Below are 15,312 nucleotides of genomic sequence, written 5' to 3'. Positions count from 1 at the left end.
GCCTTTTTACTTGTCCTGTTTTCGTAAGTCAGCTAGGATTTCTTGAGCAGTAGCGAGGTTGAAAGTCTTCTTGGCTGTTAAGCGATTGGCTACAGCAGCGATTTCTTCGCCTTGGGCTCCAGCTTGTAATGCTAAAGATTTGGCTTGCAATTTCATGTGTCCGGCTTGGATGCCAGTGCTGACAAGGGCTTTGAGGGCAGCGAAGTTTTGTGCCAATCCGACTGAAACGATGAGGGAAGCCAAGTCCTTGGCCTGAGGCTGCCCCAGCAAGTCAAAGCTGGCTGTCACTGTGGGATTGAGGCCGATGGAGCCTCCCTTAGTTGCAATAGGCATGGGCAGGGTCATCTGACCATGAAGCTGGCGTTTGTCTGGGTCCGCAGTCCAAGTAGAGAGGCCGCGGTAGCTTCCTTCTCGGCTGGCATAGGCATGAGCGCCAGCTTCTATAGCCCTCCAGTCATTTCCAGTAGCCAGCACCAAAGCATCAATACCATTAAAGATACCTTTATTGTGGGTAGCTGCTCGGTAAGGGTCGACCTGGGCTAGCTTGCTAGCCAGTTGTATTTTATCCGCAAGAAGTTCCGCCTCAGCCTTATCCCGACTGAGAAAGCGATAGTCGATGACACAGCGGGCTGTTACCAGGCTATCTGTTGCATAGTTTGATAGGATAGCCATCAGACCCTTACCACCAGTCAGCTCTTCCAGAGAAAGGGTGAGAGCTTCCAGCATAGTGTTGAGCATATTGGCTCCCATGGCTTCCTGCGTATCCACAGATAGATAGAAAATAAGGAAGTCATCCTTTTGCTCCAGCCAGAGATCTCTAGCTCCGCCCCCACGGGCAACAATTGATGGATAGGCTTGGTTGGCCTGTTCCAGCAACTCTTTCTTTTTTCTGAGAACATCTTTGATGGCTTGGTCGACCTTATCAACCTGATAGAGGGCGATTTGCCCAATCATCTGGCGTTTGTGAACCTCGGTCTCAAATCCACCTGACCGTTTGATAATCTTAGCCGCAAAGCTAGCCGCTGCTACAACAGATGGCTCTTCTGTCACAAAAGGAACTTGATAGCTTTTGCCATCCACCAAAAAGTCTGGCACTAGAGAGTAGGGCAGGGCCAGAGTGGCCAGTACATTTTCACTCATCTGGTTGGCCGTTTCCAGAGGCAAAGTCTGCTGACTGTCTAGCAGCTGCCAATGTTCATCTTGTAAAAGCCCCTTTTCTTTCAACATCTGCAGCCGTTCAGCAGGAGTTTTTTTGGAAAATCCAGTCCAGTTTACTTTCATGATGATTTCTCAACTTTGATGTACTTGCGCTGGTGCTCTGCAATTTCCGCCAGAGCAAAGCTTTGGTCTTCATAGCCAGAGAAGCTGGCATTGCCCTCCGCATCCAGCTCAGCTTCTTCAAAAAAGATGCGCTCGTAGTCTGCGATGGAAAGAGCCTGACGCTGGTCTAATTCTTCTAGGCGTGTCCGCGAAAGGTGTTCTTCATAGCCTGGGACCAAGTTGGCGCTGAAAATCTCGGACACAGCTCCGCTGCCATAGCCGAAGAGAGCAATCCGATCGCCAGCCTTGAGGTTGTCAGAGTTTTCTAAAAGAGACAGGAGGCCTAGGAAGAGGGAGCCTGTATAGATATTTCCAACTTTTTGGCTGTAGAGGATTGACTTTTCAAAGTTTTCCTTAAGCTGGTCTTGCTGCTCTTGGGGCAGGCTTTTATCCATGATTTTATTGAGGCCTTTAAGGGCCAGTTTTGGATAAGGCAGGTGGAAGCAGTAGGCCGCAAAATCTTTGAGAGCTAGCTTGTGGCGCTTCTGGTACTCCGTCCAAGTTGTCTTTAAGCTATCCAGATACTGCTGGGTTGAATAGAGGCCGTTGACATAAGGTGTTGTCGAGTAATTTGGGCGCCAAAAATCCATGACATCGCGTGTCTGAGCTACATTATCATCATTGAAAGCAAGAATACGGGGATTGCTGCTAATCAGCATAGAAATAGCTCCCGCTCCCTGAGTTGGCTCGCCAGGTGTGTTAATGCCATACTTGGCAATGTCGCTAGCTAGCACCAAAACTTTGCTGTCTGGATGTTTTTCGATATGGAGCTTGGCATAGTCCAGTGCAGCAGTAGCTCCATAGCAGGCTTCCTTGATTTCAAAGCTGCGGGCAAAAGGCTGGATATCCAAAAGGCCGTGGACAAAAACGGCTGCCGCCTTGCTCTGGTCGATCCCTGACTCAGTAGCCACGATGACCATATCAATCTTTTCTTTGTCCTCTATTGTCAGGATGGGTTCTGCTGCCGCCGCTCCCAAGGTAACAATATCCTCAGTCAGAGGAGCAATGCTTAGTTCCTTGAGCAAGAGCCCCTTGCTAAGCTTGTCTGGGTCAGTCCCACGGGCTGCCGCTAAATCATTTAATTTTAAGACATAATTACTGGTCGCAAAACCGATTTTGTCGATTCCGATTGTCATTATAAGACCTCTTTAAATCCTTTTATTCTAGTATATTCCGAAAACTATTTTACCATACTTAGGAATAAAACTCTTACAAAAAACATCTAATCTCAGCTAAATCAGGCTTAAGATGTATTTTCCAAAATAAAAACAGCAGATGGCTCTACTGTTTATTTGCTGTGAGTTTGGTTTGGCGCTTTTTTAAATAGTGATAGAGCTTGAGTACGACGGTGCCGCTGGCCATGCCAATTGAGATGACCAAGGCTAGAATGACTACCAGAGTGGCGTGAATCATGGCCTGGCTATAGTCACCAGTGACAAAGAAGGCAGTCGTCCGATAGGAAATGTAGCCTGGGACCAGAGGCGCTAGAATAGCCAAAATAAAAACAACAGCGGGCGTTTTATAGATAATGCTGAGAATTTGGCTGATGCAGGAACCAAGGATAGCTGCCACAAAGGTTGCTATGATGACGTTGGTCGGTCCTTTGAGCAGGAGATAGAGTAGCCAAATAGCCATGCCCAGCACTCCGCCGGGAATCAGCATACTGCGCTGGACATTTAGAACGATTAAAAAGGTAATGATGGCCAGGAGACTGGCAACGGCTTGCAGTAAGAATGTCAAGATTGTCATAGGCTTATTTCATAATAAGGAGGGCGACAGAGGTACCTGCACCGAGAGCAAGAGTGATGAGGAGCGATTCAAAGAGCTTGCTCATCCCAGAGTTGATATGGTTGGTCATGATGTCACGCACAGAGTTGGTCAGAGCAATGCCGGGCACAAAAGGCATGACAGAACCTGCAATAATTAAATCATCTGTGGAGTTAAAACCGGAATAGCGCGTCCAGATATGAGCCAGCAGTCCGAAGACAAAGGCTCCAGCAAAAGCTGTCACAAAAGGAATGCGGATATACTTGTCAACATACAAAGAGAAGGCAAAGCCAAAGAAGGTAGCAATGGCAGCCCCCAAAGCATCGTAGAAATTTCCGTCAAACATGATGGAGAAGAAGGGAGCACTGAGCGTTGCGGCAGCAATCAGTTGCTTGTTGTTATAGGGCAGCTCCTTAACTTTGAGGCAATTCAGCTCATCAAAAGCCTCTTGAAGGCTGATTTCTCCTGTTACCAACTGACGGGAGACCTGATTGACATCACAGACCTTCTCGATATTGTAGTTGGTCTTGAGATTACGCTTCATCCGTGAAACATTTGTATTTTCAATCGAAAAGAAAATAGCCACTGGCATTGCTAAGGCATTGCAGTCGATGATCCCTTGCGAATGAGCGATACGAATCATGGTGTCTTCCACCCGATAAGTTTCGGAACCGCTCTGCAGCAGCAGTGTCCCAGCCAGCATGATGACATCTACCGCCAGATTGAAATCTTTGGCTTCTTCCCTGATACCTTTCTCTGTCATTTCCCCAGTCCTTTTCCTAGTATAGCAATAGAACCATTATACCATAAAGCCTCTTAAAAATATCATCAAGTTGGCAGTCATTTGGAGTCTGAAATACAAAAAAGAAGATTGGGATTTCCAATCTTCTTTCAAATGGTTTGTAAGTCCTTAGTCGTTTATTAGCTCAAAGCATCGTCCATAGAGAGTACTTCGTGGAATACACGTTGAGTCAATTCAGTCTTTTGCTCTGGAGTCAAGTACTTAGTATTTACACAGTAACCTGAGATACGAACGATAACATCTTCACCAGACATAATCTTGTCATAAACGTCCTTCAAGTCCATGACGTTCAAGTTAACGTGCTGACCACCGTTTTCGAAGTAGCCATCCAGGATAGTAACCAAGTTGTCTACTTGTTCGTCGTGAGTCTTACCAAGCGCACGAGGTGATACTTGAGTTGTCAATGAGATACCGTCAGCTGCGTAACTGAAGTCCAAGCTAGCAAGAGAGTTAAGGTTTTGCAACCAGCCACCTTTTGCCTTGTTAGATGGGTTAGCACCTGGTGAGAAGAATTCCAATTTAGACAAGTTTACGCTACCATCTTCGTTGAGGTATACCCCTTTATGGACTGGTGAGTTACCAGTTTGTTTAGAGTAAGCAACGTTAGATGTGATAGTCAAGAGTGATACTGTTGCTTCAGCGTTCTTGTAAAGTTTGTGGCTACGCAGACGAGTTGTGTAAGCTTCTACCAACCATTCAGCCAGTTCGTTAGAGCGTGGATCATCTTCACCCCAACGTGGGTATTCTCCGATTGTTTCATAGTCGTAGATATAGCCGTTTTCGTCGCGGATTGGCTTAACAGTTGCGTACTTGATAGCAGATAAGGTATCAACAGTGTTGGCAAATCCACAGATACCGAATCCCATGTTAGCGCGTTGGTAAGTTGGCAAGAAGGCCATTTGAACAGCTTCGTAGTTGTACTTGTCAGTCATGTAGTGGATGATGTTCAAGGCATCTACGTAAGTGTCAGTCAACCAATCCAGAGATTTTTCAAAGTTCGCTTTAACTGATTCGAATTCAAGAACTTCGTCACGGATAGGCTCGATGTCAAATACCTTGTAGTCTTTATGAACATCGTCGTAACCGCCATTGAGACCTGTCAGAAGGGCTTTCAGCACGTTTACACGGGCACCAAAGTATTGGATGTTGTGGCGTTGTTCTTCGTTTTCAGGGTCAAGTGGAGACACACAGCAAGAGATACAGCTCATTTCACCGTAGCCGTCTTTAGCCATTGTTGTTACACCTTCGTATTGGATAGAAGAGTGCTTGTGGCTCATGTGCATACAGTAGCGACGGAATGAGTATGGAAGTTTATCAGTCCAGAGAACGGTCAAGTTTGGCTCTGGAGAGTTACCAATATTGTCAAGTGTGTTAAGGAAACGGTAGTCCATCTTTGTAACACGGTGACGACCGTCATTACCCATACCTGCCATAGAAGTAGTGATGAAGGTTGGGTCACCAGAGTAAAGTTGGTCGTAAGCTTTCGTACGAGCAAACTTCACTGTACGAAGTTTCATAACGAAATCATCAACAAATTCTTGGATTTCTGATTCAGTGTAAGTACCGCGAGCCAAGTCACGTTCTGCGTAGATGTCAAGAACGATAGGCACACGTCCGAGAGAAGTAGCAGCACCGTTGATGACACGGCAGACAGCCATGAAGGCGATGTTAGTCCATTGGATAGCTTCTTTAACGTCAAAGGCAGGACGGCGAACATCTACTCCGTAAAGGTCACCAAGTTTTACAACTTCACCAAGTGCTTGGTATTGCAGGTTGATTTCTTCGCGCAGACGGATTGTTTCTTCGTCAATATCAGTCAAACCATTCCAGTCGCGAACTTTTTCAGCCATGAGGTAGTCAGCTCCATAAAGAGCAAGACGTGCGTAAACCCCGATGATACGTCCACGTGAGTAAGCATCTGGAAGACCAGTTACAGTGTGGGCGTGACGAGCACGGCGGATGTTAGAAGTGTAAGCACGGAAGATTCCGTCATTTACTGTAGTAACATATTTAGTAAAGATTTCATGAACAGCAGGATCTGGTTCGTATCCATTTTCTTTCAAAGTAGTTTCAGCCATGCGGATACCGCCTTTTGGCATGAAGTTCAATTTGAAGAGTTCGTCGTTTTGGATACCGTAAATCAGTTCGTTGTCCTTGTCAATGTAACCAGCGTCAATATCAGCGATAGATGCTGGACGAGTGTCCATTGGGAAACGAGTTTCTTCGTAGTGAGCTTTTGTTTCTTCTACGATTTTCTTGATGTGGAGTGAGCGCTCAGTAGGACCTGCCAAGAAGCTTTCATCTCCATCATAAGGTGTGTAGTTAGCTTGAACGAAGCGAGAAACACTTGCTTTCTCTTTCCAGTCTTCACCTTTGAAGCCTTCCCAAGCTTTGTCAAAAATATCTTGAGCTTCAACAACTGTTTTTACAACCATTTGATTTTCCTCTTTATTCTAGCAACATAAACTGTTACATTTATAAGTAAAGTATATCATACGGTAATCGGTTTCACAAACCATTTTCGGCAGAAAGAAAGACTTTCTTTTATAATACAGAAAGTAAAAAGTCGCGGATGTGTACTATAGATTTGAAAAACATAACTCTTTTCAAATATTTTGGAAAAATGGGTAAAAAAGTTATAATAAAAGTAATTAAAATGTCATACAAAAATTGCTGACGAAGAATCTTACGTTTAAAATACTTTTTACAAGAACGAAAAACTGTTTCAGATTTATTTGAGCAAAATGGGCTGACTTTGTGAAAGCTTGTAAGCTGAGATTGATGGCAGGAGAAAGGAGGAGGGCATGCTGATTTTTCCACTGATTAACGATACATCTCGGAAGATTATCCACATTGATATGGATGCTTTTTTCGCTTCGGTGGAAGAGCGGGATAATCCTAAGTTAAAGGGGCATCCGGTCATCATCGGCAGCGACCCACGCTTGACTGGAGGTCGTGGTGTCGTCTCCACCTGCAATTATGAGGCCAGAAAGTTCGGAGTTCATTCGGCTATGAGCTCCAAGGAAGCCTATGAGCGTTGTCCCCAGGGGATTTTTATCTCGGGGAATTACGAAAAATATCAGGCGGTCGGATTGCAGATCCGAGAAATTTTCAAACGTTATACGGACTTGATTGAACCCATGAGCATCGACGAGGCTTATCTGGATGTAACGGAAAACAAGCTTGGGATTAAATCCGCAGTCAAAATAGCCAAGCTGATTCAGCATGATATCTGGAATGAACTCCATCTGACAGCTTCGGCAGGCGTTTCTTATAATAAGTTTCTGGCCAAGATTGCCAGTGACTATGAGAAGCCTCATGGTCTGACTGTTATTCTGCCTGAGGAAGCAGAGGCCTTTCTGGCGCCTATGGATATTGCCAAGTTTCATGGAGTTGGTAAGAAGAGCGTTGAAAAACTACATGGCATGGGTATTTATACCGGTGCAGATCTGCTCAAGGTATCAGAAATGACCTTGATTGATAAGTTTGGTCGCTTTGGTTTTGATCTCTATCGTAAAGCGCGTGGCATCAGCAATAGTCCAGTCAAATCCAATCGTATTCGTAAGTCGATCGGGAAGGAGCGGACCTATGCCAAACTGCTCTATAGTGAGGAGGACATCAAGAAAGAGCTGACCCTGCTGGCACAGAAGGTAGAAAATAGCTTGACTAAGCATGACAAGAAAGGGCGAACTATCGTTCTGAAAATCCGCTATGCTGATTTCTCCACCTTGACTAAAAGGAAAAGTTTGAATCTAGCCACTCAAGACAAGGAGCAAATCGAGCGAACGGCTCATGAGATTTACGATAGCTTGGAAGAACAACCACGAGGTATTCGTCTGCTAGGACTGACAGTGACGGGGTTTGAATAAAGATAAAGGCTTGGTTCATTACCGGGCTTTTTTAGATATAGTTTTTAGTATGAGAGAGTTGCTTGTGACGAGTTTCTAAGTTGTCTGATAATTTTCATTGACTAAAAATAATCTTTTTTGAAAAAATACTGGACAAAGTTTTCTGTGTCTGTTATACTGAGTTTATAAAATAAAAAACCGTCTGGTCGGTTTTTAAAAAGAAAGGAGCAGAAATGAAGAAATCTGTAGTAGAAAAAACAAGCGAGCACATCCTCAAGTTTAATCAGGAGCTGGATCGGCAGCTGGAAGGTCAGAAAGAGTTTTTGCAGCAGCATGCAGAAAAGCTGAAAAAGATGTCACAGGGTGAGAATGGCATACGCTATTCTAAGTGGGGAGTCAAAGCTGGATATGCTGTCCTTGCTGGTGGCTTGCTGACTTCTGTCTTTAGCCCATGGCGAGGACTGGGTATTATGGCAGTAGGCGGTCTGAGCCTTGCCTCCAATCTCTGGCAAATTCGGCGATTGCAAAATCAAGAAAGGAGCAAGTAGCAGAGAAATGGCCTGTCTTAAGCATCAGAGTCAGGACAACTTAGAAACTAAAAGCAGCAGGCAGTAGCTAAACGGTGCTGACATAGCTTTTAGCATTATTTAGTCTATCTTTGCTTTTTATTTTAAGCAAGGACTAAAAGACTACGTTTTCTATTTGGCGCAGGTCTTTATTTTTTATAACAAAACAAACCGAATGGTCGGATTTTAAAAATCTGCGTTTCAAAACAGGCAATCATCTGAAAGACTGAGAGTAAAGGATGCCTTTGTCCAGTTTTCGGATGACTTTTCACTATTCTACATTTGATAAGGAGTTATCGTATGAACAAACAAACACATGTAGAGCCAGAGACAAGGCATATCCTGCCCTTTCTGGCCTGGACTTTTGGCATTACCTGGGGAGCCTGGCTGCTTCAGTATATTTTAACCGCCCTGAAGCTGACCAGCGGGGCTGAGCCTTTGGGCTTTGCTCTCAATTTCATCGGGGGCTTCGGACCGACCTTGGGAACTTTTATCAGCCTCAAAATTTCTCATCCCAAGAAGATGCTGGACTTTATCTTCTCCCATGCCAAAGGCTGGTGGATTTACATGCTGGTCTTCTGTCTGGTTCGGGTTTTGACCCTTTTTATCGCTAATCCAGCCTTGCCGCCCCTGAATGCCATTCTGATGTTTCCCCTGGGCTGGACCTTTGTCACCTTTGCTGGAGGCGGCAATGAAGAGATTGGCTGGCGGGGCCTCCTGCAGCCGGCTCTGGAGAAAAAATTCTCCTTCCCTCTGGCAACTGTCATCACGGCTCTGGTCTGGGTGGCCTGGCATCTGCCCCTCTGGCTGATTCCGGGAACGAGTCAAAGTCAGATTTCTTTGCCCTTCTATCTCTCCTTTGGTATCTTGCTCTGTTTCTGTCAGGCGGCTCTCTACAAGCAGACGGCCTCTGTCTTTGCCTGCATGGTCTTTCACGGCTGCATTAACTTTGCTCAGGCGACGATTGTCGGCAGTGCTACAAATGGCGGAAGGTATCTCAGCTTCCAGGTTGCTAATCTGGTCATGACCGCCCTGCTGGTCGGCTGGTGGTATTGGAAGGGCAATCGGAAAGGAGTTCAGAAAGATGCAAGCTAAAAATCTTGGCGATCGCTCTTCTGCCAAAGAAAAAGGAGTAATCATATGAAAACACAAACACATGTAGAGCCAGAGACAAGGCATATCCTGCCCTTTCTGGCCTGGACCTTTGGTATCAGCTGGTCTGCCTGGCTGGCTTCGGCTTTCCTGAGGATTCCTATTATTTCCCAGCTCCTAACCATCGCTGGTGTTTTTGGCCCGGCCATTGGAGCCAAACTGGTCTTAGGAAAATCGTTCAAGGAGCTCTTGGCTTCTATCGGATTGGCCCGAAAAAGGACTTGGGTCCATCTCTTGATTTTGACAATTCTTTATACCCTTTCCATAGTCTTTTGGAGCCCGCTCCTGCCTGGTTTTAGCCCCCTCAGGATTGCTCTGCTTTTTCTCATGACGACTTTTCTGACAGGCGGCAATGAAGAGATTGGCTGGCAGGGCTTCCTGCAGCCAAGTCTGGAGAAGATCCTGCCCTTCCCTTTGGCAACTGTAACAACTGGGTTAATCTGGGTTGTCTGGCATCTGCCCCTCTTCTTTACCCCCGGCAGCAGTCAGGCGGGGACCTCTCTTCTGCTCTTTACAGCCGGTTGCCTGCTCGCCCGTTTCTGGCTGGCGGCTCTTTACAAGGTCAGTCAGTCCATCCTTTACTGTGTTCTTTTCCACGGGGCCATCAATACCATTGGTGAAGGCATTTTCCTGGGGAAGGGGACGGAAAATCCGCTCTTTTTCCTAGGCTATATCTTGATGGCGGCTTACAGTATCTATCTTTGGTATCAAAGGGATCAGCAAGACAAGGCTTAAAGATATTTTTATGATTTTGTATTTCTCCGGCTTTTTTGGTAGAATAAAGCTATACTAGAAACAAAGGGGAACAGAATGGCGCAGCGAAAAGACAAATCCCAGGCCATGAGAGAAAAAATTTTAAATACAGCAACCCAGCTCTTTATCCAAAAGGGGTCCGAAAAGACCAGTATGCAGGATATTGCTCAGACGGCGGGCATCTCCAAGGGGGCTATCTATCATCATTTCAAGTCAAAAGATGAGATTGTCCTGGCGGTGATGAGGAGCCGGCAGGAGCTGATGGAAGAAGAGATGAAGCAGTGGCTCAAGGCTACGGAAAATCTGACTGGCAGAGAGCAGCTGCAGACCATCCTCAAGTCTAATCTGGAAAGTCAGACAGCCCGGGCTACGGACGGCATTTTGGGTGAGTATGAGAAGGACGCGGGCTTTATTTTGACCATGATGCGGGACAATCTGTGGATAAGCGCCCCTCTGGTCAGTGACATTATCAAAAAGGGGATGGCAGATGGCTCCCTTCAGACCCAGTATCCGGACCAGGCTGCGGAAGTCTTTCTGCTGCTGGTGAATTTTTGGATGCATGGGACCGTTTTTGAAAGCGATCCTGAAAAACTGCCAGAACGCTTCCATTTTCTGCAGTTTATGATGACCTCGGTCGGTCTGGATATCTTTACTGACGAGCTCCTGCAGCTCTTTAGCCAGAAAAATAAGGCATAAAAAAAAGGCGATAGGACAGAACTAAAAAATTTAATTCTGTCCCAGCCTTTTTATTTATGTGCTGAATATACTGTGGATATCTTCCTCGGTCAGGCCGATTAGGGGGTCGATTTTCAGAGAAAAGTTTTGAAAAGCAGGCTGAGCGTCTCCGCTCTATCCGCTTTATGCTGGAATCTATTGGCATTGATATTCTTAGTGACGATCTGATGGAACAGACTCTGACATACTTAAAACGAAGCTAAGCGATGATTGGTACACCGAATTTTCCAAATACAATTGTAGAAAGTTAATATAAAGAGGACAGCTTGCTGTCCTCTTTATAATTCAATATTTGGAAATTTGTCATGGATTTGATTTTTTAAACGAGTTAAAGCAAGATCAGTTTTAGAAACGTTTTGATGTCTTAGAGGCAGTTTCTCTTCGTTGCCATCAGAAAGGACAACCCGAATCTCATTTTTTCTGATGATTGGAAAGATAGAAATCATGAATGAATTGCTATGATGATAAATTGTTAGCGCGTCATGTATGTCACATGTTTTAAAGCTAGATTTGTAACTGACCAGATGATTCTTGTAAAAGAAGACACGGATATCTGGGTCAACATAGCCACCATTGTTTTCAATCTGATCCAGCGTTTCATTCAACTCGGGATAGAGTTTGAAAAAATCATTCAATCTTTTATGGTTTAAGTAATAACGGATGAACCCGATCAAAATGCAGAATATAGTAATATAGGTGAAGAAAGTGAAGGAAGTTGTTCCACTTTTTTGGAATTCTTTGTCATCAGAGAGAGTGATGTAGTATTTCAGTTGTTGGTTATTTTCATCATTAAATAGATACGAGTTCATGATTTTAGCGTAATCAGGAATACCTGAAGCTGAGTGTACAGAGGCAATCAACCATTTTGGCTCTCCTCCTAAAGTATTCGCTTTTTCTAGTTCATCTACGAAGCGGCTAGTTGAAGAATCATTGCGCAGGCCAACATCGGCTTCCCTACCATTTTTATCTATATAAGTTACTCTGTAGAAATAGGTTGAGTCATGATCTTCTTTTAACTCTGCAACCGGTCCATCAATATGAGTAATTTGTATTGCTTGGCTGTAGGAGGTGTCAGAGATTTTTGCAGAAAGAATTTTTCCTTCTTTTCGCAAGGTTTCCACACTGATATCCTTAATTCTTGTTGATGAACGGGTACCAAATAAGATGAGACAGCATCCTACAAGCACCCATTTTATTAGAGAGGCATATTTATTGTATTTCATTAATATCTCCTTTGAAGAAAGTTAATTGTTGTTTTGTCTGGTCGTATAGCCGCATTTTAGCATTATACACAGAGCAAAGAAGGGAGTCAAGGATTACTTAAAAATTCCCTTTATATCTTCTTCTCTTATCCCAATCATAGGGTCAATTTTCTGGAAGTTTTCCTCAGTTAGGACATAGTTTTCCACAGGTGTTTTCATTTTATCCACAGGATTGTGGATATTGCTTTCGGCTTGCGGGAGGTCTCCAAAGCGCTCGATGAGATAGGTTTTACGGGCGGTGCCAGTGTTTTTTGCAGCATAGTCAAAGGCTGCTTTTTCCCCAAGTAAGATCAACTTGCTCTTGGCGCGGGTGATAGCGGTGTAGATGAGGTTGCGCTGCAGCATCCGATGACTGCTCTTGGTGATGGGCAAGATAACCACCGGAAATTCACTACCCTGAGACTTGTGGATGCTCATAGCGTAGGCCAGGCGAATCTTATACCACTCGCTGCGCTGATAAACAAGTTCATTGCCATCAAAGGCAATGGTCAGCTCGTCCTGCTTGGAGTCGCTGTACTTAGCAGGCAGAAGGTCACTGATATAGCCTAAGTCACCGTTGAAGACATTGCTTTCGGCATCATTGACCAAGTGGATAACCCTGTCTCCTTGGCGATACTGACAGTCGGGAGCTTCAAAGGTCAGTTCCTCTTTCTCTACAGGATTGATGAGATTTTGCATAAGATTGTTAATCTGGTCAATGCCGGCTGGCCCCCGATACATAGGTGCTAATACCTGAACATCTTGAGCTGGGATACCGCTGCGGATGGCTGCGCTAGCGATTTTCTCAATCATAGGCGGGATATGCTCATTTCTAGCTTCAAAATAAGAGCGATCCGCTTTTTTCTCTGTGAAGTCCGCTGGTAAAATGCCCTTCTGAATCTGGCTAGCCAGTGTGACGATTGTAGACTCTTCGCTCTGCCGATAGATGGTTTCCAGCTTAGTCTGTGGAATAGTTGGTATCTGCAGCAAGTCCGCCAGTACCTGACCTGGGCTGACAGAGGGCAGCTGATCCGCATCTCCGACAATCAAGAGCTTGGTCTGAGAGGAGATATTGCTGAGCAGCTGATTAGCCAGCCAAGTATCGACCATGGAAAATTCATCCACAATGATAAAATCAGCATCCAGATAATCATCCAAATGACTGGTATCATCATCGCCAGTCATCCCCAAGTGGCGGTGGATAGTGGCGCTAGGAAGACCAGTCAATTCGTTCATGCGACGAGCAGCACGTCCAGTGGGAGCTGCCAGCAGAATAGGCAGATCATTGACCTTTCGCAGATCCAAACCGCGAAGCTGGGCGTAGACTGCGATGATACAGTTGATAACGGTAGTTTTTCCAGTACCCGGTCCGCCAGTTAGGATAAAGACCTTTTGATTGATAGCCTGACGGATGGCTTTTTTTTGGATACTGTCATAGGAGATACCGGAGTTCTCCTCCACTTGCTGGATAGCCGCAGTAATGTTATCTGCGTCAAAGCAGTCTTGCTCTCCTTTTTCCAACAGACGAACCAGATTACTTTTTATTCCTTCTTCAGCAAAAAATAGGCTGTTTTCAAAGATCTTGGTCTCTACATTCTGGACCTTATCTTCCTCAATCAGATGAGCCAGCTCATCAGCGACTAGACTAGGGTTCAGCTCCACTTGGCGTGAGCTTTCTAAGAGCTCGATGGTATGTTCTAGTAAATCACGAGCTTCGACATAGGTATCTCCCCGCTCCATGGACTGGGTCAGCAAGGTGTGGACAAGACCAGCCCGAAAACGCTCAGGGGCATCACTTTGGATCCCCAGCTCTTCTGCCAGATGGTCAGCGATTTTAAAGCCGATCCCCTGAATATCCTCTACCAGCTGATAGGGATATTTTTCGACAATATCCAGCGTTTCTTCCTTGTAGGTATCCTGGATTTGAAAAGCCAGCTTATTGGGAATGCCGTAGGCTGCTAGCTTGGCCAGTACCATCTCAGTTCCGTAGTTGAGTCTGAGCTTGGCGACAAAGGCCTCGCGGTTCTTAGCTGCTAAGCCGTTTATCTGGGTTAGCTTTTCCGGCTCTGCTAAAATCTTGTCAATGGTGTTTTCGGTATCTTCTCCGTAGAGTTGGACGATTTTTTGAGCAGTCTTGACTCCGATGCCCTTGAAATGATCGCTGGAGAAGTATTTTACTAGGCCTTTGCTGCTGGGTTTTGCTCGCTCATAGCGGGAAATTTTCAGCTGCTGACCATATTTGGGGTGCTGGACAAGACTGCCCCAGAAGGTGTAATCTTCGCCTTCCATGACATCTGCCATAGAGCCGGTGACAATGATTTCAAAATCTTCAAAATCCTCGGCATCCGTATCCTCAATATCTAAGAGCAGGATGCGGAAAAAGTTGCTGGGATTTTCAAAAATAATCCGTTCAATCGTTCCTGAAAAGTAAAATTCCATAATTTATAGGTTCTTCTTTTAAAACGAACCCAGTTGACGTTCAACTGAGTTCGGTATGCTTAATAGGTCTTAAAAGGCAGCAGTGGCCAGAAGCGGAACTTGGCTTCTCCCTGGATTTGTTCTTTTTGGAAGGTACCGACTTGGCGACTATCCTTGGAAACAATCCGGTCGTCACCCAGAAGTAGGTATTCATCATCCAGAAGCTTGATGGTGAAGACAGGGCTGCCTTCACTATCAACAGTGAAAGCTTGAGCCTGAGCTGCGAGTTTTCTGAAAAACACACCATTGTCATCATAATCATCCCCAGTATAAGTGGATTGGAGCTTGTCTTCTTTAAATTTCTTGATGTAGTCCATCAGGTAAGGCTCGTCTGTTTTTTTGCCGTTGATGTAAAGAGTATCGTTTTCATACTGAATAGTGTCGCCCGGCATACCGATGACCCGCTTGACAATCTCCTTGGTCGTTCCGTCATTATCTGTCTCAGTGGCGACAACGATATCAAATCGGTCAATAGACTGATGTTTGAGGACAAGCAGGTATTCCCCATTAGCCAGCGTAGGGTCCATAGAGTGGCCATCTACCTTTACAGGGGACCAGAGATAGAGCCGTGATAGGATAATGATAGAGATAAAGATGATAAACAGCCCCCATTCTTTGAGAATGACAACGGCAGTATTTGATTTTTTCAT

Annotated in this window: 13 protein-coding genes; 5 read left to right on the top strand and 8 right to left on the bottom strand. The window is 45.1% G+C overall.

Annotated elements, in window-relative coordinates; genetic code table 11:
• Positions 1-6: 6 nt before the first annotated feature.
• The 5 genes from J1C81_RS10050 to pflB form a co-directional block, all read right to left on the bottom strand.
• A complete protein-coding gene (locus tag J1C81_RS10050) occupies positions 7-1,281 on the bottom strand; it encodes a hydroxymethylglutaryl-CoA reductase, degradative (RefSeq protein ID WP_002916042.1) in 1,275 nt (424 codons plus the stop codon).
• Positions 1,278-2,456, bottom strand: coding sequence for a hydroxymethylglutaryl-CoA synthase (locus J1C81_RS10045; protein ID WP_002916040.1), 1,179 nt, complete (start codon positions 2,454-2,456; stop codon positions 1,278-1,280). The genes J1C81_RS10050 and J1C81_RS10045 overlap by 4 nt, the downstream gene beginning before the upstream one ends.
• Before the next feature lie 145 nt (positions 2,457-2,601).
• Positions 2,602-3,069 (bottom strand): threonine/serine exporter family protein, encoded by a 468-nt coding sequence (locus J1C81_RS10040; protein WP_002916038.1) that lies wholly within the window; start codon positions 3,067-3,069, stop codon positions 2,602-2,604.
• Positions 3,070-3,073: 4 nt separating this feature from the next.
• Entirely contained in the window at positions 3,074-3,850 is a 777-nt protein-coding gene (locus tag J1C81_RS10035; RefSeq protein WP_002916037.1) for a threonine/serine exporter family protein, read from the bottom strand.
• 158 nt (positions 3,851-4,008) lie between these two features.
• Positions 4,009-6,324, bottom strand: coding sequence for a formate C-acetyltransferase (pflB, locus tag J1C81_RS10030; protein WP_002896602.1), 2,316 nt, complete (start codon positions 6,322-6,324; stop codon positions 4,009-4,011).
• Between the two features lie 369 nt (positions 6,325-6,693).
• Between pflB and dinB the strand changes: the two genes are divergently transcribed.
• The 5 genes from dinB to J1C81_RS10005 all read left to right on the top strand — a co-directional run bounded on the left by dinB (position 6,694) and on the right by J1C81_RS10005 (position 10,904).
• Positions 6,694-7,758, top strand: coding sequence for a DNA polymerase IV (dinB, locus tag J1C81_RS10025; RefSeq protein ID WP_002903390.1), 1,065 nt, complete (start codon positions 6,694-6,696; stop codon positions 7,756-7,758).
• A gap of 212 nt (positions 7,759-7,970) precedes the next feature.
• Positions 7,971-8,285, top strand: coding sequence for a hypothetical protein (locus J1C81_RS10020; RefSeq protein ID WP_002916036.1), 315 nt, complete (start codon positions 7,971-7,973; stop codon positions 8,283-8,285).
• 318 nt (positions 8,286-8,603) lie between these two features.
• Positions 8,604-9,398: a CPBP family intramembrane glutamic endopeptidase gene (locus tag J1C81_RS10015; protein WP_002916035.1), complete on the top strand. Its 795-nt coding sequence runs from the start codon at positions 8,604-8,606 to the stop codon at positions 9,396-9,398.
• Between the two features lie 45 nt (positions 9,399-9,443).
• Positions 9,444-10,190 carry a CPBP family intramembrane glutamic endopeptidase gene (locus J1C81_RS10010; protein ID WP_002910689.1) on the top strand — a complete coding sequence of 249 codons (747 nt, stop codon included), beginning with the start codon at positions 9,444-9,446 and terminating at the stop codon, positions 10,188-10,190.
• Between the two features lie 75 nt (positions 10,191-10,265).
• Positions 10,266-10,904: a TetR/AcrR family transcriptional regulator gene (locus tag J1C81_RS10005; RefSeq protein ID WP_002907310.1), complete on the top strand. Its 639-nt coding sequence runs from the start codon at positions 10,266-10,268 to the stop codon at positions 10,902-10,904.
• A gap of 317 nt (positions 10,905-11,221) precedes the next feature.
• On the opposite strand, the gene J1C81_RS10000 is transcribed toward J1C81_RS10005, so the two are convergent.
• The 3 genes from J1C81_RS10000 to lepB form a co-directional block, all read right to left on the bottom strand.
• Positions 11,222-12,166 carry a hypothetical protein gene (locus tag J1C81_RS10000; RefSeq protein WP_002916034.1) on the bottom strand — a complete coding sequence of 315 codons (945 nt, stop codon included), beginning with the start codon at positions 12,164-12,166 and terminating at the stop codon, positions 11,222-11,224.
• A 93-nt stretch (positions 12,167-12,259) separates the two neighbouring features.
• The gene (gene recD2 / locus J1C81_RS09995; RefSeq protein ID WP_002916033.1) at positions 12,260-14,623 is read right to left on the bottom strand and encodes an SF1B family DNA helicase RecD2; all 2,364 of its coding nucleotides are present in this window, start codon (positions 14,621-14,623) and stop codon (positions 12,260-12,262) included.
• Between the two features lie 59 nt (positions 14,624-14,682).
• The gene (lepB, locus tag J1C81_RS09990) at positions 14,683-15,312 is read right to left on the bottom strand and encodes a signal peptidase I (RefSeq protein ID WP_002916032.1); all 630 of its coding nucleotides are present in this window, start codon (positions 15,310-15,312) and stop codon (positions 14,683-14,685) included.

The organism is Streptococcus sanguinis (assembly GCF_050225395.1).
Lineage (GTDB): Bacteria > Bacillota > Bacilli > Lactobacillales > Streptococcaceae > Streptococcus.
Note: the sequence above shows the minus strand (reverse complement) of the source record. Positions and strands in the feature narration are given on the sequence as shown.